This window comes from Paraburkholderia sp. BL6669N2 (assembly GCF_003387275.1).
GTDB lineage: Bacteria > Pseudomonadota > Gammaproteobacteria > Burkholderiales > Burkholderiaceae > Paraburkholderia.
The window spans coordinates 1939007-1958823 of sequence record NZ_QUNA01000002.1 but is presented as its reverse complement, the minus strand read 5'-3'; the positions used below and the strand labels follow the sequence as shown (position 1 = coordinate 1958823).

General features: G+C 63.5%; 17 protein-coding genes and 1 pseudogene. 12 read left to right on the top strand and 6 right to left on the bottom strand.

What is annotated here, in order from left to right; genetic code table 11:
• Together B0G80_RS31285 and cobM are read left to right on the top strand one after the other, a co-directional pair.
• On the top strand, window positions 1-723 hold the full coding sequence (locus B0G80_RS31285) for a cobalt-precorrin-6A reductase (protein ID WP_181920209.1): 723 nt from the start codon (window positions 1-3) through the stop codon (window positions 721-723).
• A 46-nt stretch (window positions 724-769) separates the two neighbouring features.
• A complete protein-coding gene (gene cobM, locus B0G80_RS31280) occupies window positions 770-1495 on the top strand; it encodes a precorrin-4 C(11)-methyltransferase (protein WP_116121780.1) in 726 nt (241 codons plus the stop codon).
• Window positions 1496-1568: 73 nt separating this feature from the next.
• On the opposite strand, the gene metE is transcribed toward cobM, so the two are convergent.
• Complete coding sequence (gene metE, locus B0G80_RS31275; protein WP_116121779.1) at window positions 1569-3863, bottom strand: 5-methyltetrahydropteroyltriglutamate--homocysteine S-methyltransferase; 2295 nt, start codon at window positions 3861-3863, stop codon at window positions 1569-1571.
• 135 nt (window positions 3864-3998) lie between these two features.
• Here metE and B0G80_RS31270 point away from each other — a divergent pair.
• Window positions 3999-4932 (top strand): annotated as a pseudogene (locus B0G80_RS31270) (LysR family transcriptional regulator).
• 27 nt (window positions 4933-4959) lie between these two features.
• Here B0G80_RS31270 and B0G80_RS31265 read toward each other — a convergent pair.
• Together B0G80_RS31265 and speB are read right to left on the bottom strand one after the other, a co-directional pair.
• Window positions 4960-6060 (bottom strand): polyamine ABC transporter substrate-binding protein, encoded by a 1101-nt coding sequence (locus B0G80_RS31265; RefSeq protein ID WP_116121778.1) that lies wholly within the window; start codon window positions 6058-6060, stop codon window positions 4960-4962.
• A gap of 42 nt (window positions 6061-6102) precedes the next feature.
• A complete protein-coding gene (speB, locus tag B0G80_RS31260; protein WP_116121777.1) occupies window positions 6103-7080 on the bottom strand; it encodes an agmatinase in 978 nt (325 codons plus the stop codon).
• A 189-nt stretch (window positions 7081-7269) separates the two neighbouring features.
• On the opposite strand from speB, the gene B0G80_RS31255 reads away from it, so the two are divergent.
• The 3 genes from B0G80_RS31255 (at window position 7270) to B0G80_RS31245 (ending at window position 10338) form a co-directional block, all read left to right on the top strand.
• Window positions 7270-8166, top strand: coding sequence for a LysR substrate-binding domain-containing protein (locus tag B0G80_RS31255; protein WP_181920102.1), 897 nt, complete (start codon window positions 7270-7272; stop codon window positions 8164-8166).
• 151 nt (window positions 8167-8317) lie between these two features.
• Window positions 8318-9211 (top strand): GyrI-like domain-containing protein, encoded by an 894-nt coding sequence (locus B0G80_RS31250; protein WP_116123788.1) that lies wholly within the window; start codon window positions 8318-8320, stop codon window positions 9209-9211.
• A gap of 2 nt (window positions 9212-9213) precedes the next feature.
• The gene (locus tag B0G80_RS31245) at window positions 9214-10338 is read left to right on the top strand and encodes a peptidase (protein WP_116121775.1); all 1125 of its coding nucleotides are present in this window, start codon (window positions 9214-9216) and stop codon (window positions 10336-10338) included.
• 75 nt (window positions 10339-10413) lie between these two features.
• Here the strand turns inward: B0G80_RS31245 and B0G80_RS31240 are convergent, their stop codons facing one another.
• Window positions 10414-11907: an MDR family MFS transporter gene (locus B0G80_RS31240; RefSeq protein ID WP_116121774.1), complete on the bottom strand. Its 1494-nt coding sequence runs from the start codon at window positions 11905-11907 to the stop codon at window positions 10414-10416.
• A 215-nt stretch (window positions 11908-12122) separates the two neighbouring features.
• On the opposite strand from B0G80_RS31240, the gene B0G80_RS31235 reads away from it, so the two are divergent.
• From B0G80_RS31235 to B0G80_RS31215, 5 genes are all read left to right on the top strand, one after another.
• Window positions 12123-12389, top strand: coding sequence for a DUF1488 domain-containing protein (locus B0G80_RS31235; RefSeq protein WP_106278178.1), 267 nt, complete (start codon window positions 12123-12125; stop codon window positions 12387-12389).
• A gap of 296 nt (window positions 12390-12685) precedes the next feature.
• The gene (locus tag B0G80_RS31230) at window positions 12686-13837 is read left to right on the top strand and encodes a porin (protein ID WP_116121773.1); all 1152 of its coding nucleotides are present in this window, start codon (window positions 12686-12688) and stop codon (window positions 13835-13837) included.
• Window positions 13838-13981: 144 nt separating this feature from the next.
• Window positions 13982-14290 carry a DUF4148 domain-containing protein gene (locus tag B0G80_RS31225; protein ID WP_116121772.1) on the top strand — a complete coding sequence of 103 codons (309 nt, stop codon included), beginning with the start codon at window positions 13982-13984 and terminating at the stop codon, window positions 14288-14290.
• A 348-nt stretch (window positions 14291-14638) separates the two neighbouring features.
• On the top strand, window positions 14639-15274 hold the full coding sequence (locus B0G80_RS31220) for a carbonic anhydrase (protein WP_116121771.1): 636 nt from the start codon (window positions 14639-14641) through the stop codon (window positions 15272-15274).
• Between the two features lie 118 nt (window positions 15275-15392).
• On the top strand, window positions 15393-16130 hold the full coding sequence (locus tag B0G80_RS31215) for a carbonic anhydrase (RefSeq protein ID WP_116121770.1): 738 nt from the start codon (window positions 15393-15395) through the stop codon (window positions 16128-16130).
• Between the two features lie 15 nt (window positions 16131-16145).
• Here the strand turns inward: B0G80_RS31215 and B0G80_RS31210 are convergent, their stop codons facing one another.
• Both B0G80_RS31210 and treA read right to left on the bottom strand, forming a co-directional pair.
• The gene (locus B0G80_RS31210; RefSeq protein ID WP_116121769.1) at window positions 16146-16733 is read right to left on the bottom strand and encodes an alpha-ketoglutarate-dependent dioxygenase AlkB; all 588 of its coding nucleotides are present in this window, start codon (window positions 16731-16733) and stop codon (window positions 16146-16148) included.
• Between the two features lie 124 nt (window positions 16734-16857).
• Window positions 16858-18531 (bottom strand): alpha,alpha-trehalase TreA, encoded by a 1674-nt coding sequence (gene treA / locus B0G80_RS31205; protein WP_116121768.1) that lies wholly within the window; start codon window positions 18529-18531, stop codon window positions 16858-16860.
• 301 nt (window positions 18532-18832) lie between these two features.
• Here treA and B0G80_RS31200 point away from each other — a divergent pair, with 301 nt between their 5' ends.
• Window positions 18833-19732, top strand: a complete 900-nt coding sequence (locus tag B0G80_RS31200; protein ID WP_116121767.1) for a DMT family transporter — start codon at window positions 18833-18835, stop codon at window positions 19730-19732.
• Window positions 19733-19817 lie beyond the last annotated feature (85 nt).

Sequence of the window (19817 nt, the reverse complement as noted above, 5' to 3'; positions counted from 1 at the left end):
ATGAAGCGGATTCTGCTGCTCGGCGGTACGGGCGACGCATTGCGGATCGCGCGGCAACTCGCGCCTGAGCACGTGTATAGTCTCGCCGGCCTCGGCAAGGTGCCAGACGATCTGGCGTGCACGGTGCGAGTCGGCGGCTTTGGCGGCAGCGAAGCTATGACGCGTTACATCGCCGGTGAAGGTATCGATCTCGTGATCGACGCGACTCACCCGTATGCGGCGCAAATCAGCGCGAACGCGGCCCAGGCGAGCCGCGCCGCGCGCGTGCCGTATTGGGCACTGCGCCGCCCGGCATGGCAACCGCAAGCCGGCGACGATTGGCGCATGGTCGGCGACTGGAACGAACTCACGGATGCACTCGCGCCGTTCAGAAAGCCGCTCTTCACGCTCGGCCGCGAACCGCTCGCGCATCTCGACGAAATCCCGCCTCATCAGTTCTGGGTCGTGCGTTGTCTCGAAGCGCACGAAGACACGCCGCGTGCGCGCATCCTCGCGGCGCGCGGTCCATTCGCGCTCGAAGCTGAACGTGCGCTATTCGCGCTGCAAGCCTTCGACGTGGTGGTCAGCAAAAATAGCGGCGGCCAGGCGACTGAAGCGAAACTCGAAGTCGCGCGTGAACGCGGTTTGCCGGTCGTGATGCTGCGCCGACCTGAATTGCCGGCAGCAGAGAGGGAGTTCGAAAGCGTTTCCGATCTGCTCGACGCACTGCAACGCGCAGTCTGAATCGCGCATGCATGCCATGCCGCCTCAACGAATCAGGGAGTAGTGAATGACGGTGTTTTTTGTCGGCGCGGGTCCTGGCGACCCCGAACTGATCACGGTGAAAGGGCAGCGCCTCGTGCGCAGTTGTCCGGTGATCCTGTACGCGGGTTCGCTCGTGCCGGCCGCGGTGCTCGAAGGTCATGCGGCGCAGCAGGTGGTTAATACCGCCGAACTCGACCTCGATCAGATCGTCGCGTTGCTCGCGGCCGCGCACGACAAAGGCCAGGACGTGGCGCGCGTGCATTCCGGCGATCCGTCGCTGTACGGCGCGATCGGCGAACAGATCCGCAGACTGCGCGAACTGAAGATACCCTATGAGATCGTGCCGGGCGTCACCGCCACGGCGGCATGCGCGGCGACGCTGGGTTGCGAACTCACATTGCCCGATATTTCGCAGACGCTGATCCTCACGCGCTTCGCGAGCAAAACCAGCATGCCCGAAGGCGAACAACTGGCCGACCTCGCCCGTCATCGTGCGACGATGGCGATTCATCTCGGCGTGCGGCACCTTGCGCGGATTGTCGATGAATTGCGGCCGCATTACGGCGGCGCATGTCCGATCGCGGTGATCTATCGCGCGAGCTGGCCCGACGAGGAGAAGATCACCGGCACGCTCGACGATATTGTCGGCAAGGTGCAATCGACCTCCATCGAGCGGACCGCGTTGATCCTGGTCGGCCAGGTGCTGGCCGCCGAAGGCTTCGCCGACTCGACGCTGTACGCGAAAGACTGAAACGGTTTACGTGAAAAAGCCCATCCGCGCACCGTCGCACAGTGCGCGGATCAGCTCACAACGCCAGAGCCTCTTACGCCGTCACTTCATCCGGCTGCCTCGCCGCCAGCTTCACACGCAATGCCCTGGCGGCCTGAACCATATTCGTCAGCGCCGCTTCGGTCTCCGGCCAGCCGCGCGTCTTCAGCCCGCAATCCGGATTGACCCACAAGCGTTCAGCGGGAATCACTTCGCACGCGCGTTCCAGCAGACGTTGCATGGCCTGCGCATCCGGCACGCGTGGCGAGTGGATATCGTAGACGCCCGGGCCGATTTCGTTCGGATACGCGAAAGCGCCGAAACCGTCGAGCAGTTCCATCGCCGAGCGTGAGGTCTCGATTGTGATCACGTCGGCATCCATCGCGGCGATCGACGGCAGAATGTCGTTGAACTCCGAATAGCACATGTGCGTATGAATCTGCGTCTGATCGGCCACGCCCGCGGCTGAAATGCGGAACACGCGCGTGGCCCATTCCAGATACGCGGCCCAATCGGCGCGACGCAACGGCAAGCCTTCGCGGAAAGCCGGTTCATCGATCTGGATGATGCGAATGCCGGCCTTTTCCAGATCCACCACCTCGTCACGGATCGCGAGCGCGAGTTGCAGCGCAGTAGTCGAGCGCGGCTGGTCGTCACGCACGAACGACCATTGCAGCATCGTCACCGGGCCGGTCAGCATGCCCTTCATCAGACGTTGCGTGAGAGATTGCGCGTAACGCGTGGTCTCGACCGTCATCGGTTCGGGACGGTAGACGTCGCCGTAAATGATCGGCGGTTTCACGCAGCGCGAGCCGTAGCTCTGCACCCAGCCGTTTTCCGTGAACGCATAGCCCCACAACTGTTCGCCGAAATATTCGACCATGTCGTTGCGTTCGGCTTCGCCATGCACCAGCACGTCGAGCCCCAACTCTTCCTGTTTGCGTACGGCGATCTCGATCTCGGCACGCATGCGCTGCAGATAGTCGAGTGCGCGCAGTTCGCCGCGCTTGTAGGCGGCACGCGCCTGGCGGATCGCCGGCGTTTGCGGGAACGAGCCGATCGTCGTGGTCGGCAGGAGCGGCAGGCCGAGCGCTTCGCGCTGCAGACGATTGCGTTCGGCGAACGGGCTTTGCCGGTCGGCCATTGCGCTGCTCACCGCGGCCACGCGTTTTTGCACGAGCGCGTTGACTACCGCGCTGGAACCGCGGCGCGCTTCGAGCGCGCGGTCCGCGGCAGCTAGCGTCGCTTCGGCCGCCGCAGGATCGCGCAAGGCGAGGGCGAGCGTGGCGACTTCGTCGAGTTTTTCCGTGGCGAAGGCGAGCCAGGATTTCAGATCGGCGTCGAGTTTCTTTTCAGAGCCGAGCGAGACCGGCACATGCAGCAGCGAGCACGACGACGAAATCCACAAGCGTTCGCCGAATTCCGCATGCAAGACCTGCAACGATTCGACGATCTCGCCGAGATCCGCGCGCCAGATATTGCGGCCATCGATCACGCCGGCCGACAACACCGCATGCGCAGGCAGGGCCGCGCGCCATGCGTCGAGTTGCTGCGGCGCGCGCACCAGGTCGACATGCACACCGGCGACGGGCAACGCGGCCACTCGCGGCGCGTGCTCCGCGGCGCTTTCGAAGTACGTGGCCAGCAGCACTTTCACACCCGATGCGCCGAGCACGTCATACGCGGCGGAAAACGCGTCGAGCCATTCCGCGGGCAGATCGACGCACAAGGCCGGCTCGTCGAGTTGCACCCATTCGATGCCGCGCCGCTTGAGCTTGTCCAGCAAAAGGCTGTAGCGGATCACGAGCTTCGGCAGCAACGACAAACGGTCGAAGCCGGGGACATGGCTCTTCGACAGCCACAGATAAGTGATCGGGCCGATCAGCACCGGCTTGACCGGCAGGTTCAGCGCGAGCGCTTCATCGACCTCGTCGAACAGCCACTCGACGCCGCCGTCGAAGCTCGTCTGCGGTCCCAGTTCGGGGACGAGGTAGTGGTAGTTCGTGTCGAACCACTTGGTCATTTCCATGGCGGGTTGTGCGGCGTTGCCGCGCGCGAGCTGGTAGTACTGGGCAAGCGTCAACGCCTTGGCATCGAAGCCGAAACGCTGCGGCAAAGCGCCAAGCAGTGCGCTCAGATTGAGCATCTGGTCGTAATACGCAAAATCGCCGACGGTGACGAACTCCAGTTTTGCATCCTGCTGCAATCGCCAGTGACGGGCGCGCAGTTCGCGCGCGACGCCACGCAGATACTGTTCATCGGATTCGCCGCGCCAGAACGATTCCTGCGCGAATTTCAGTTCGCGCTGCGCGCCGATGCGTGGGAAGCCGGGGATATGCGTGCGGGCCATGTGAAGTCCTGTGGTTCGTTGTGTGAATTGGCGTCCAGTGTGAAAGTCACGCTATGATTCATCAAGCGACATGTTTTCACCAATGTATGAGCCACATTCATATCCAACCTGATTCGTCTAAAGCGGAGCCATCCCATGCTTGAGCTTCGCCACTTGCGTTCGTTGATTGCCATTGCCGAGTCGGGCAAGCTGGTAGCGGCTGCCGAACGCGTGCATCTGAGCCAGTCCGCGCTCTCGCATCAGATTCGCGATATCGAGGCGCACTATGAGGTGTCGCTATTCGAGCGCACCAAACAGGGCTTGCGTTTCACTGCGGCCGGCGAGCGGCTCCTTGCGCTCGGCCGCGAAACGATCGCGGCGGTGAGCGCGGCGGAGCGCGATCTTGTTCGGCTGAAAGGCGACACGCGCGGCGAGTTGCGCATCGTGCTGGAATGCCATACGTGCTTCGACTGGCTGATGCCGGTCATGGACGAATTCCGCCGGCGCTGGCCGGAGGTCGAAGTGGATCTCGTCGCCGGGTTCCACGCGGATCCGTTGCGTTTGCTCAGCGACGGCAAGGCCGATGTGGTGATCGGCTCGAAACCGGCCACGCGGCGTAACCTGCATATCGCGCCGCTATTCCGCTTCGAGATTCTGGTGGTGATGGCCAACGAGCATCGGCTGCGCAACAAGCGTCGCGTGGTGTCGGGCGATCTGCGTGACGAGACGTTGATTACCTATCCAGTGCCGGAGGCGCGCATCGACCTGATTCGGGAGGTGCTGGAGCCCGCCGGCATCAAACTCGAACGGCGCACGGCGGAACTGACCATTGCCATCATGCAACTGGTGGCGAGCCGCCGCGGGATCGCGGCGCTGCCGAACTGGGGCGTGAAAAACTACGTCGATCACGATTACGTGCTGGCCAAACGCGTCGGCACCCAGGGACTGTGGAGCGAACTATACGCAGTGGCCGCGAAAGGCTTCGCGAACCGGGCCTTATTTCGATGATTTCGTCAGGATCGTACGCGATACCTGCGCGGCGCAACTCGACGGCATCGAGTTGCTGACGGAAGAGGGCCGTACATCGTGACGAATGCGCGGCTCGTTCAACGACGCTTCACGAACCCGATTTCAACTGCGCCCACAAGCGGCCTTCCAGACGCTTGATCTGCGCGGGCAAAGGCTTGAGCAGGAACAGCGTCTTCAGCACGGCCTCGGGCGGATACACGGTCGGGTCGTTGAGAATTTCCGGCCGCACGAATTTGCGCGCGGCGGCATCCGCGTTCGGATAGAACACGGTGTTGGTAATGTCCGCGTGCACTTCGGGGCGCTCGATATAGTTGATCCAGTTGAGCGCCGCTTCGGGATGCGGCGCATCTTTCGGAATCGCCATCATGTCGAACCAGACCGGTGCGCCGCTTTGCGGAATGAAGTACTTGACCTCGTAGCGCTTGCCGGCTTCACGCGCGCGATGGCTTGCCATCGAAACATCGCCTGACCAGCTCAGCGCGAAGCAGATATCGTCGCCCGCCAGGTCGTTGATGTAACTCGTCGCGTTGAACTGCGTGATATACGGGCGGATCTTTTTCAGCGTGTCGTACGCGGCCTGATAGTCGGCGGGATTCTCGCTGTTTGGGTCGCGGCCGAGATAGTGCAGCGTGACCGCGAACACATCGGACGGCGCGTCGAGCACGGAAACGCCGCAACTCTTCAGCTTGCTTAGGTACTCGGGTTTGAACAGGATGTCCCAGTTATCGAGCGGCGTCTCGTTGCCGAGAATCTTCTTCACGCGGGTGACGTTGTAGCCGAGCCCCGTCGTGCCCCACGCCCACGGCACCGCGTACTGATTGCCGGGGTCAGCGTCGGCAACCAGCTTCAGCAGATTGCGGTCGAGGTTCGCGAGATTCGGCAGCTTCGATTTGTCGAGCTTCTGATAAATACCGGCTTCGATCTGCTTGGCCAGAAAGTTGGAGGTCGGCACCACGACGTCGTAGCCGGTCGAGCCGGTCAGCAGTTTCGCCTGTAAGGTTTCGTCGCCGTCGTACACGTCGTAGCGCACGTGAATGCCGGACTCTTTTTCGAAGTTCGGCACGGTGTCTTTCGCGATGTAGTCAGCCCAGTTGTACAGGTTGAGCTGTTTTTCGTCGGCGTGCGAGGCAGCGCTGAGTGCGCCGAGCAGCAGGGCGGCCAGAAGCGGTTTCATCGTGGTGCGGGGCATGGTGGGTCATCTCATCCGGAAAGGGGTCAACGGGCCGCGGACTTATAGATTCGTGAGGCGTTGCAGCTTCTGATTGCGCATCAGGCACAGCATGTCCGACGCGAGATGCGCGGCGGCGAGGGCGGTCACGTCGCTGTGGTCGTAGGGCGGCGACACTTCCACCACGTCCGCGCCTACCAGGTTCACGGCGCCCAGCGCGCGCACGATCTCCAACGCTTGCGCCGAACTCAGCCCGCCCGCGACCGGCGTGCCCGTGCCGGGCGCGAATGCCGGGTCGAGACAGTCGATGTCGAAGGTCAGGTAAGTGGGCGCGCTGCCGACAATGGACAGCACTTCGTCGATCGTGGCTTGCGTGCCGTTGCGATGGACCCACGGCGCATCGAGAATGCGCATGCCCATGAAGTCGTCGTTCCATGTGCGAATGCCGATCTGCACCGAGCGCGCGGGATCGATGAGCCCTTCACGGATTGCCTTGTAGAACATCGTGCCGTGGTTCAGCGAATCGGGGTTGTCGTCCGGCCAGGTGTCGCAATGCGCGTCGAAGTGGATCAGGCTCAGCGGCTTGCCGTATTTCTCGACGTGCGCGATCAGCAGCGGGTACGTGATGTAGTGGTCGCCGCCGAACGTCAGCATGCGCGCGCCGGTGGCGAGAATGCCACGGGCGTGCGCGATGATCGCGTCGCGAATGCCCGACGGGTTGTGCGCGTCGAACCAGCAGTCGCCGTAGTCGACCACGTTCAGATGATCGAACGGATCGACGCCCCACGGAAATGCGCCGAGTTCCGCCAGTTGCACGGAGGCGGCGCGCACGCCCGCCGGGCCGAAGCGCGTGCCGGGGCGGAAGGTCGTGGCGAGATCGAGCGGGATGCCGGATACGGCGACGTCCACGCCGGTGAGGTCACGCGAGTAGGGGCGGCGCATGAATGACAGCACGCCCGCATAGGTCGGCGCGGCAGGCTGGCCGCCCTCTTGAGCGGGGCTTTTCAAATACGGATGCGGCGCGTTCAGATTCAGGGTCATACGGAGCTATCCAGTCGGTTGAATGACGCGCCCTTCACACAAATATTTCTCATGTCTGCCGCAAGGCGAATCAGCGGCGAGTTACGCGTGACGGGCAACTGGGTCTATGATTGCGGGGAAAAATTCCGGCGAAAAGCGAAGAATCTTGCTGGAAGTATCGATATTTCTAATATCTCGTCCGAGCTGACAATGCGCAGACTTCCACCCTTGCAAGCCTTGCTCGCCTTCGACGCCGCCGCGCGTCTGGGCAGCTTCACGCGCGCCGCGCAGGAACTGGCGCTGACGCAGTCGGCGATCAGCCATCAGATCCAGCAGCTCGAGGAATGGACCGGGCAGCCGCTGTTCCGCCGCATCGGCCGTGGTGTGGCGCTGACGGCCGCCGGCACGCTGTACGCGCAAACCGTGACGACGGCGCTCGCCACGCTTGCCGACGGGCGCGATCGCATCGAGCCGTACGGCAATCCGGATTCGGTGATTCTCGTGTGCGCGCCGCAATTCGCTTCAGGCTGGTTGATGCCGCGCATGCGGGTGTTCGCCGAAGCGTTGCCGACGCTGGAGCTATGGCTCGTGACCGGCGAGGAAGTCAACGAGATCGACCGCGTGGACGTCGATCTGGTCGTCTCGTCGAAGGCCATCCGAACGCCGGAGGTGGTGTGTGAGCCATTGCTCGACGAAGCGGCCGTGGCGATCTGCGGACCAGTGACGGCGCGCCGTCTGCGCGACGCGCCGTTTCCCGATGTAATGACGCAGGCGCCATTGCTGGTGCACGAGGCGCGTCCCGAATGGGCGCCGTGGCTGCCGGAATTGAAGCGCGGCGGCTTGCGCACGCGCCGGGCGATCACGGTCAGCGACCCGCGTTTTCTCGTCGCTGCTGCGGAACAGGAAATGGGCATCGCCATGGTGTCGCGACTCGACGCGGGCGACGCGTTGACGAGCGGCCGCGTCGAAGTCCTGCCGCAGGTGCCGGGCTTCGCGCTCACGCCGCTCTGGCTGATGCGCTCAGCGCAGCCGGCGCGCTCGGCCGCGGTCGATGCGGTTCACGCGTGGATCACCGCGTTGTGCCGCGAGGAGCAAGGAGCGCAATGAGCACGCTCGCGATCGCCGGCGCGATCGCGAAAAGATCATGGTGTCTCACCGGGGCGAGCCGCAACGAGCGTGCTGCCTCGCCGGCACACGCCGCCTGAAATTTCGCAAGCTCTGCACCGTCTTGTGGCCGCGACGCCGCTATCCTAGCGCCATGATGAAGCCCAGCACCGAACGTGATTACCGTCGGCGGATCGCCCGCGTGGTCGAGGCGATTCTGCTCGAACCCGGCGCGCACCATACGCTGGAAAGCCTCGCTGCGGTCGCGCATCTGTCGCCGTTTCATTTCCATCGCGTCTACCGGGAGCTGACGGGCGAGAGCGCGGTGGAGACCGTGCAACGTCTGCGGCTTGCGCAAGCGGCGCAACGGCTGACCGATGCCGCCGCGTCGGTCACCACGGTCGCGCACGATGCCGGCTACAACAGCCCGCAGGCCTTCGCGCGTGCGTTTCGCGGCTTCACCGGCGTCTCGCCGAGCGAGTTCAAGGCACGGCAAAAACGTCTGGCCGCGCCATGCACGGGCCGCGCGGCTGACGCACACCTCGACGCGCGGAGGAACAACGCCCCGGCTCCGGCGCTGCCTGCCGTCGAACTCACTGAGATCGCGCCGTTCGATGTACTGAGTCTGCGGCACGACGGACCGGTCGCGACGATCGGCCAGACCTTTCGCTCGCTTATGACGATGCTGCGCTGCGACGAAAACGCGGTGATGGATCAGCGCGTGGGCATCTGCGTGCGCGATCCGGCGGCGAAGGACAGCTTCAGCTATCGCGCGGCGATCGTCGCGAGCCCGCATGACGTGCCGCTCGAAGCCAGCGATGCAGTCGAACCGTTGCGGCTCGAAGGCGGGCTGTACGCGGTGCATCGGCTGATCGGTCCGTATGCGTTGATCTCGCCGACCTTTCGCGCACTTTACGGCGGCTGGCTGCCGCAAAGCGGTTATCTGCGCGACCGGCGTCCCGCACTCGAGCTGTATCGCAATCCACTGGTCGCCGGTTTGCAGCAGACGTGCGTGACCGACCTGATGATTCCTATCCGCAAGGACTGACCATGTTTCGTGTGAGCTGTGCCGTCATCGCCGGATTGGCGTGTGCGGCGGCGTTGTGCTGGGCGGGCGCCGTGTCGGCGGATCAGGCCGACTTGCATGTGGGCGAGACGACGCGCGTGTTTCGTCCCGCCGTGGCTCGCCATTGGCGCGGGGCGAAAGCCGAGGCGCTGGTGACGCGCATCTGGTATCCGGTCGATACGTCGGTGCCGCAGACGCCGCGCGAGATCGGCGCGCCCGCTCAGCCGATCTTTCACGGCCGTGCCGCCGCCGACGAAGCGCCGCTCTCGACCGCCCACACGAGCTACCCGTTGCTGGTGCTCTCGCACGGCACGGGTGGCACTGCCGACAGTCTCGACTGGCTGGCCGCGGCGCTCGCCGCGCAAGGCTATATCGTGGCCGGCGCCAATCATCCGGGCAACAACGCGGCGGCGCCGATGACGCGCGACGGCTTCATGCTCTGGTGGGAGCGCGCCACCGACGCGAGCGAAGTGCTCGACGGCGTGCTCGCCGATCCGCTGCTCGGGCCGCATGTGGACCGTGAGCGGATCGGCGCGGTGGGTTTTTCGTTGGGCGGTTATACCGTGCTCGAACTGGCGGGCGCGCGGACCAATCTGCCGGCGTTCGAGCGTTTCTGCACATCGCCTGAGGCCGACGCAATCTGTCATCCACCGGAGGCGGCGCGCATCAGCGATGCATCGGGCGCGGCGCCCTCGGCGCTCGACGATCTATCACCGGCAACGAAGGCCTCGCGCGCGCGGTCCGGCGCGTCGTATCGCGATCCACGCGTCAAAGCCGTGTTCGCCATTGCGCCCGCATTGGGCGAGGCCTTCGACGACAACTCGTTTGCCGACGTGACGATTCCCGTCTCGCTGCTCGCGGGTGAGGCCGACGTCACCGCGCCGGTGGCTACCAACATTCACCGCATCGCGGGTTTGCTGCGAAGCGCGCATGTGGAGATGGTGCCGGGCGCGTCGCATTACACGTTTCTGGATACCTGTCTCGCCGATGCCGTCGCGCACGTGGCGGGCATTTGCCGGGATGGACCGGGCGTCGATCGCGATGCGGTGCATGCGCTGGCTGCTGACCGGGCGATCCGCTTTTTCGCGGCGACCTTGCCGGCGCGGTGACGCTGACAGAAGTGCGTCAGGCTTATCGAACAAAGCGCGGCCGCGGACCGTACGCCGCCGCGCCCGCCACGCATCTCAGTCCTCCAGCGGCGCCAATGCTTCGATCGGCATCTTCCTCTCGCCGCCGATCCTGATTGCGGGCACGAACATCAGCAGCACGACCACGAAGATCGCGATGACGAAGAGCGAAATGAACGTGAGGTGCAGCGATTGATGCAGGACAGTGCGGATCATGTCGCTGTCACCGAGACTGGCGGCCTGATTCTGCAACAGCGCCTTCAACTGGTCCGACGTGACCACGGCCACACCTTTCGAATGACTGAGGCCGAAGTTGAGCACCGCGCCGAACAGCGTCGCACCCAAGGTGCTGCCGAGATTGCGCGAAAACAGATTCGACGCGGTGGCGCTGCCGCGTTCGTCCATGCGAACGATCTCCTGAATCAGGATCAGGCAACTGACGCTCGACGTGCCCATGCCGAAGCCCATGATCAACGAGCCGAACGCCGCGACGAGCGGCGAGCCGCCGGGCGACAGAAACAGCAGCAACAGCGCGCCGAGCGGAATGGCCGCGCTGCCGCCGATCAGAATGCGCCGCAAGCCGAGGCGATGAAACGACTTCGCGGCGAGCGTCGCGCCGGCCGGCCAGCCCACCATCATCATCGTCAGGGCGAGGCCTGCGATCACCGGCGAGCGATGCAGCACGCCCTGCACGTACATCGGCAAAAACGTGGTCGCGCCCATCAGGATCATGCCGGACAGCAACGTGGCGCCGTTGGAGGCGGCAATCGGCCGGCGGCTCCAGAGCGCGAAGGAGATCATCGGTTCAGCCGCGCGGCGCTCCTGCCACACGAACAGCAGCACGCACATTGCGAACGCGCCGCCCGCCATCGACGCTTGCGCGACCTGGTCGTCGCCGGCGTAGGTGAGCGCCATCATGAGCGCGGCGATGGCCGCCATGAACAACGCCGCGCCGCCGAAATCGATCGAAGGGCGCGCATGCCGTTCCGATTCGCGCAGGAACGCGATAAAGCCCGCCGCGGAGGCAAGCCCGATCGGCACGTTCATCCAGAAGATCCAGGCCCACGACAGGTTGTGAATGATGAAGCCGCCGACCATCGGGCCCACCACCGCCGAAATCGCCCACACGCTTGCGAGATAGCCTTGCACCTTGCCGCGTTCGCGCGCGGGATAGAGGTCGGCGACGATGGTCAGCGTGACCGGCTGGATCGCGCCGGCACCGACGCCCTGAATCAGCCGGAACGCGATCATGGCCGGCATCGACCACGCGAAGCCGGCCAGCACCGAGCCGAGCAGAAAGATTGCGATGCCGGCCAGCATGACCGGCTTGCGGCCGTACAGGTCGGCGAGTTTGCCGAACACCACGGTCATCGCGGTCTGCGTGAGCAGGAACGACGAGAAGACCCAGCTATAAAGATGCAGATCGCCGAGTTGCGCGACGATCTGAGGCATGGCGGTGCAAACGATGGTGGCTTCGATGGCGACCATCGCCATGGACGCCATCACGGCGGCAATGACGAGGGGACGCGACGATTGCGGGTTGCGGGACATGGGCCAGGAGTTAGTATTAGGATATAAGGCACGTCGGGCAGCGTGGCCATGGGCGGCCAGGCCGTGACGCATCGGCACGACCGTACGAGGACGGCCGGTGTCGAGTATGCACCCTGCTGAGAATGTGCGCTGACCCCGGCCGGTCTTGCGGACCACGCCGCCGTGGCACAGCGTTTGCGCACTCGAAGCTTTCTTTCGACAAATGGAGGGTCATCATGAGGATCGAATTCACCGGACGCCGTGAAGTGGTTGCGGCGGCGCGCGTCGCCTTCGAAGCCAATGTCGACGGGGCCGACGTCTGGTGCAGCGTGTCGCTGGATGCGCTGAACGAGCATTTCGGCAACGACGGCCCTTCGGCCCATGACCTCGTCAATACGTTCGAGGCGAATCGCGCGCGGATTGAAAACGCTACGCGCAAGGTCCTCGAAAAAAACGGCGGGCAGTCCGTGGAACTCGAAACCGGTGATTTCAACAGGGCCTGAGCGGCCTGGTTTCTGATTGACGATGAGCCCGGCGCGCGCGCCGGGCCTCGCAAACGGCTCAACGGTTGTTGTTCACACACAACCCGTCCATTCCGCGCAGAGCCATTGCCGCGCGTCTCCTGCTTTCAAAACACCTCGTCGAAGCGCGGCGCATCGCGATTGCTGCGTGCAGATGACGGATTCTTCCAGATTCCATAAAGGACTGCTCCAGGGTCCGGGCATTCGTTTTCAATGCCCGCGTTTCTATACTCGCGTCGCTGTTCAACCTGATATTCCAGCTACGCAGGAGCATTGACGTGAAAAAGATTACCGCTGCGGTCGCGGCGTTCGCAGGACTCGCCGCCGCGACGGCGCATGCGCAAAGTTCGGTCACGCTGTACGGCCTCATCGACGCCGGCGTGATGTACACCAACAACGTGAAGAAGGGCGGCTCGCAGGGCGCGCTGGTGCAGGCGACGAGCGGCAACATCAACGGCAGCCGCTTCGGCTTGCGCGGCGCGGAAGATCTCGGCGGCGGATTGCAGGCGATTTTCGTGCTGGAGAACGGCTACAACGTGCAGAACGGCAAGCTGGGCCAGAACAACCGGCTGTTCGGCCGTCAGGCGTTTGTCGGCTTGAGCAGCAAGCAGTACGGCACGCTCACACTGGGCCGCCAGTACGACTCGCTGGTCGATTTCGTCGCGCCGCTCTCGGGCACGGCGGGCACCTTTGGCGACACCGGCTTCGCACATCCGTTCGACAATGACAATCTGAATCACTCCGTGCGCATGAGCAACGCCGTGAAGTACACGAGCGCGAACTACGCCGGTCTGAAGTTCGGTGGGATGTACGCGTTCTCGAACAACACGGAATTCGCGCTGAATCGTGCCTATAGCGCCGGCGTCAGCTATGTCAACGGTCCGTTCAAGGCGGCTGCCGGCTATTTGCAGATCAACGGTTCGAACTCGACCGCCAATACGTCCGGCGCGGTCGATCTCGGCGAATCCGCGGCCAACGGCACGGGCGGCTTTCAGCTCGGCGCCGATGTGCAGCGCACGGCCGGCGCCGCGTTGAGTTATGGCTTCGGTCCCGTGACGGCCGGCTTCGTCTACACGCATAGCCAGTTCCAGAACACCGCGTCGTTCGGCGCCACGCATGGCTCGATGCGCTTCGACAACTACGAAGTGAACGGCAAGTACGCCGTGACGCCCGCGGTGAGCCTCGGGGCGGCCTATACCTATACGGACGCGCATGTGGGCGGCACCTCGAGCTTCGGCTCGGATCCGAAGTGGAATCAGGTGAACCTGCAAGCCGTCTATGCGCTGTCGTTGCGCACCGACGTGTATGCCGAAGCGATGTACCAGCACGTGAGCGGCAAGGGCTACACCGCGTTTATCAACACGGCTGGCGGCGCGTCGTCGACGGCAAATCAGGTGGTCGGCACGGTGGGGATCCGCACGCGCTTCTGAGCGTGATTGCTCCGGATTCAGGAACAATCCCTTCGACGGCGGGCCGTTATTCTATGAGGAATCGGCACCTATATTGGGTTTAGCGGTTGCGCGGAGAGTGATTCGAAGCGCTGCTGACCATCAATTATTGGAGGTGTTTCCATCATGAATTCCCTGATCAAGGCTGTCGTTATCGTCGCTTCGCTGGCTGCTTCGGCCACCGTGTTCGCCCAATCGAATTCCGGCATTACGCGCGCGCAGGTGCGCGCGGAACTGGTTCAACTGCAGCAGGGCGGCTATCACGTCGGCGACGGCGACCAGGCGCATTACCCGGAAGCGATTCAGGCCGCTGAAGCCCGCGTCGCCGCGCGCAACGGCGAAACCAGCGGTTATGGCGGCAACGTGGCGGGTACGTCGCAAAGCGGCCGCCCGGCTGTGTCCGCCGCCGACTGGAATGCGATGTATAGCCGTTGATCCGGCGGGCGCGAGATAGTGCGCGCCGCGTTGGAAGGGACTCTTCCAGCATGGCGTATATATCGGCTTCGGCGGTATCGGTAAAGTACTCATGCACGCACGGTTTCCGGTGTGCGAGCGAGAGAGTTGGCCCCGGCTGGTAACAGCCGGGGCTTTTTTTGTTTCGCCGCGCACGGTGAAAATGTTCTCACGATGGCGCCTCGGCGACGTTCGCGCTCACGTGTTTATCCAGTGCGCGGTCGCGCCTTTGGCTGCGGTATAGTCGCGCCAATGGATCGCATGTATGCTCGCGGGTTTCATATTGCCGCGAGCACTGCGGGCTCACGCTTCGATTTATGGAGAACAACCGTGCAGGAAATCATCGAGGGTCTCATCCGCTTTCAACGCGAAGTCTTTCCGCAGCAGAGCGCATTGTTCAAGCGTCTGTCCACGGCGCAAAGTCCCAGCACGCTTTTCGTGACGTGCTCGGATAGCCGTGTCGTGCCGGAACTGCTGACGCAGACCGAGCCGGGTTCGCTGTTCGTGATCCGCAATGCGGGCAACATCGTGCCGTCTTATGGTCCGGAACCGGGCGGCGTGTCGGCGACCGTCGAGTACGCGGTGGCCGTGTTGGGCGTGCGCGATATCGTGATCTGCGGCCACTCGAACTGCGGCGCGATGACGGCGATCTCGACCTGCAAGAATCTCGATCATCTGCCGGCAGTGGCGGGCTGGCTGCGTCACGCGGATGCGGCCAAGGCCATCAACGCATCACGCACCTACCATTCGGACGCCGAGTGCCTCTCCGCGCTGGTCAAGGACAACGTGATCGCGCAACTGGCGAACATCCGCACGCATCCGTCGGTGGCAGTCGGACTCGCGAATAAAACACTGCGGCTGCACGGCTGGATCTTCGATATCGAAAGCGGCACGATGCTCGCGCTCGACGGCACTAGCGGCAAGTTTTTACCGCTAGTGGACAACCCGGACATCTACGCCGTCTAACTTGATGTTCGAACGCGCGAAGCGCACGATGAGGCGTCGCGCGCGCGACCCGCTTTCACGGTTCATGCCGGTTCGAACGGCACCGCTGGGGCGCTGCTCATGACATAGGAGGCGAGCCATGTGCGGCCGTCATCTGTCTTCCCCCACGCGGCGCGATCTGCTGCTGGCCGGTGCGTCGTCGATCACGCTGGCGGGTTTGCCGCGGCGCGCAGCCGTGGCGGCGGAACCCGCGTCAGGCAATGCGCCGAATTCGATTCCACCTTCTGAAGCGCTCGACCGCCTGATGCAGGGCAACGCCCGTTACGCCGCGAATAACCCTTCAAACAAGGACTATTCCGCGGGCCGCGCGGCGCGTGTCTCGGCGCAGTATCCGATTGCCGCCGTCGTTGGGTGTGCGGATTCGCGGGTCGCGCCGGAGCTCGCCTTCGATCAGGGTCCGGGCGATCTGTTCGTGGTGCGCGTGGCAGGTAATTTCGTCAACGACGATATTCTCGCGAGCCTCGAATACGGCGTCGAGTTCCTCGGCGTGCCGCTCATCATGGTGCTCGGGCATACGCAGTGTGGTGCGGTGAGCGCCACGGTCAAGGCGCTCAAGGATGGCGTTCATTTGCCCGGCCATCTGCCGGAACTGGTTCGCGCGATCAAGCCCGCCATGCAGATGGCGAAAGTGACGAAAGTGACTAAAGGAGATCAAGGCGAGGATCTCCTTACGCAAACCACGATTGAAAACGTCAGGTTGAATGTCAACCGGCTGATCGCGTCCAGACCGATGATCGGGCCGTATGTGAAAAGCGGGAAGGTCAAGATTGCCGGCGGCATTTACGACCTGGCGACCGGCAAGGTCACGTTGCTCTGACGCACCGTTCTTCAATCAACCGCTGAAGCACCGAAACGCAAGGCTGATACGCGGCTCCGTCACACCCGCGAGCTTGGGAATGCCGTGCTCGTGCGTGAATTGCGACGCGTAGCTCATGACCAGACAACTGCCGGGTTCCAGTTCGACATGTACGATCCGTCCGGCGCCGGCGCCCGCTTTCGGCCGGATCGACATGCGGCGGCTCGCGCCGAGCGAAATGATGGCAATGGGCTGGGCGGGCACCAGCTTTTCGGTCTTGTCGCTGTGCAGCGCGACGCTGTCGCCGCCGTCGCGATAGAGATTGAGGCCGACCCGATTGAACGGCGCTCCCACGAGCGCGCGCACGGCTTCGAATGCCTCGCCCAAGGGTGCGGGCACATCTTCGGCACCACGCGCGAAGGTGGCGAGCAGACGCGGCACGGCGACTTCGCGGTCGTACATCATGCGCTGCTGACTAAGCCAGCCGACATTGCGCAGCGCCGTCTCGAACCACACTTGCGCCGTGGCAGCCGGGATCGACTCGGGCAGATAGCGGATTCCGCCTTCCTGGTCATGGAGAAGGGAGACGGGCTCGGGCGCGAATAGGGCTTGCTGGGACACCATGATTCCGACGTGGGCTGGGTGCCGCGCAATCAGACAACGAAGGGCGGCTCGGGCAACCATTATACTGTGTTTTTATACAGTATTCATGGCTTGCCACGGCCGCGAGCCCGCCCTCCGTGCGGACTCAATCGCCCGGGCTATACAGGTCGAGCAGCTTGAGCGTCACGCCATTGGTCCAGCCGAAGCCGTCCTGCAACGGATATTCGCCACCACCGCCGCCGCCCGTTCCCGAGCCTTCCACCACGTATTTCTCGACCAGCTTCTGATCGGACGCGTAGACGCCTTTCACATCGGTAAGAAAACGCGTGCCGATCTGTTGCGCGAGCTCGTCCTGCCCGTAGCGCTTCAAGCCCTGAATGGCGGCCCAATGCAGCGGCGCCCAGCCGTTCGGCGCATCCCATTGCTGCGTCGTGTTGTAGGTCGTGGTGACGAGGCCGCCCGGTTTCAACAAGGTCGACTGCACGTGTTTCGCCGTCTTGAGCGCACGTTCCGGCCACGCCGCGCCGACAAACAGCGGAAACACCATCGCGGCCGTCTTGTTGTCGCGTGGTTTGGCGAGTTGCCAGTCATAGTCGCCGTAATAGCCGTTGGGATTCCACAGATAACGGTTGATGCCGAGCGCGCGTTTCGCGGCGCGTTGCGCGAATTCGCCGACGCAGCGGAAATCGCGCGTCTCGCCGCAACCCTTGGCGATGGTGATCTCGAGATGGAACATCAGGCTGTTCAGGTCGACCGGAATGATCGACGTGGTGCGCACCGTCGCGAGTGTCATGTTGTCGCCGAACCAGCGCGAGCTGAAATCCCAGCCGCTTTCGGCGGTGGCGCGCAACTCGCGGTAGACATCGTTCGGATTGCGGCCGCTCGCCTGTTGCGCGGTCTGAATGTCCTCCAGATACGACTCGTCGCGCGGCGTGTCGAGCTCATCCCAGTAGCGGTTGAGCACCGTGCGATCCAGCATCACGACCACATTGCGCGTGGCCGAGCCGGGTTGCGTGGTGGTCTCGCCCTGCATCCAGTACGCGTATTCCTTGCGCAGCGCCGGCAGGTACTTCTGATAGACGCCGTGGCCTTCCGCCTTCGCGGCGAGTTCGACCATGTGCGAGAAAAACGGCGGCTGCGAACGGTCCAGGTAATAGGTGCGATTGCCGTTCGGAATGTGGCCGAAGGTATTGATCTCGTAGGCGAAGTTGTCGAGCATGTCGTCGACGAGATTTTCGTTGCCCGATTCCTGCAGCCCGAGCATCGTGAAATAGGTATCCCAGTAGTAGCCTTCGCGGAAACGGCCGCCCGGCACCACATAGGGTTTCGGCAATGGAATCAGCGAGCTGTTGGGCGGCGCGCTCGTGGTGGTGCGGGTCAACGCGGGCCACAGCCAGTTGATGTGTTCGCGCAAAGTCTGGTTGGCGGGCGGCGTGATGATCGGCTCACTCGGCGGCGTGAAGTATTTGTTGACGAACTTCGCCAGTGAAAAGCGGGGGTTGTGCTTCTGCTGCTCGTACAGTTGGACGATCGCGGCGGGATCGGCGTTTGGCGTTGCGTCGACGAAGGTCTTCTGATCCGGGTAGATCTGCGCGGTTTGCACGGCTACGAAGAGATCCCCGTAGAGTATGTCGGGCGCGGGCGGAAGCGTGCCGCCGACCTGCGTGTCGGCATGGCAGACGCCGGCGAGATTGATCAGGAAAACGAAGCTTGAAGCGGCCGCTATGCGGTGCAGCCTGGTGGATTCGACGCTACGGAAAGCGGTGCGGGATGCGCTGCCGGCGCTCGCGAAATTGCGCAATTGCGATGACTCAATCATGTCTCCTCCAGAGGAATGGACAACAGGATTGGTCTGCCTCGCGCCCAATGCTTCTTCTAGGGATAACCAGGGCGTGGCTAGCATCGCACAAATTACGCGGCGTTACAAACGGCTATGCGAGCGGCATGCGCAAGATGCGCATGCCGCTGCGCTGCACCAACGAGCCTGGCGGTTCTGCCTTTTTCACCGAGCCGATCATTGACGGCGCTGCAGGCATAATCCGTTTTCCACCGATGCGAGCCGCGCAACCGGCCCGCCAAACCGGGGCGACGTGTGATTCCACGCGCTCCCAGGAAAATCCATGCCGCCTGTCACCGTCGTCCGCACGAGCGCCGTGCCCTTACGCAGCATTGTGCTGATCCTCGTGTCGATGTTCTGTTTCGCGCTGGTCGATGCGCTCGCCAAATCCGTGGCGCTCGCTTATCCGGCCAACGAAGTCACGTTCTTTCGCATGTTGTTCGGCTTGGTGCCGGCGGTGGCGGTATGCCTGCGCGGCAAGCCGATCGCCGAGCGGATCAGGCACATGGACGTGCGCGGGCAGACTCTGCGCGCGCTGACGCTGCTGGGCGCGTCGGGTCTCTTTTTCGCCGGTTTGCCGTACATGCCGCTTAGTGAAGCGGTGGCGATCGTCTACTCGGAGACCTTGCTGGTGATCGTGCTCGCGCCGCTGTTGCTGAAGGAGGCGTTAAAGCCGCGCGATGCGCTGGCCGCCGCGGTCGGCTTTGCCGGCGTACTGTTCGTGGTGCGTCCGGACGGCTCGCATTCGAGCTGGCTCGGTCCTGTCCTGCTGATGTCGAGCGCCTTCTTCGGCGCGCTATCGATCATTCAGATCAAGCGCATTCGCGCCTCCGACGATTCGGGGACGACGGTGCTGTATTTCACGACGATCGGCACGATCGCCACCGGCGCTTCGCTGTTCTTCGCGTGGCGCATGCCCACGCTCCAGGCGCTCGCCGTGATGGCTTTGCTCGGCTGCTTCGCCACGGCCGGGCAATTGCTGATGACCATGGCGTTCCGCCAGGCCGACGCGGCCTCGCTCGCGCCGTACAACTACACGAGCATAGTGTGGGCGGCTCTGTTCGGTTATATGGCGTGGGGCGAGACAATCGGCGCCATGTCGCTGCTCGGCATTGCATTGATTGTCGGGAGTTCGATTGCCGTTGCGATGTGTGGGAAACAGGAAGAAGGGCCGCTCGTATAGATACGCGTGACGAGTGGTGGACACGTTTCGGCCTTGCTGGGTTGCTTCGCAGTTCCAGGTACTGTGGGGAAAAATACGCGCCGAA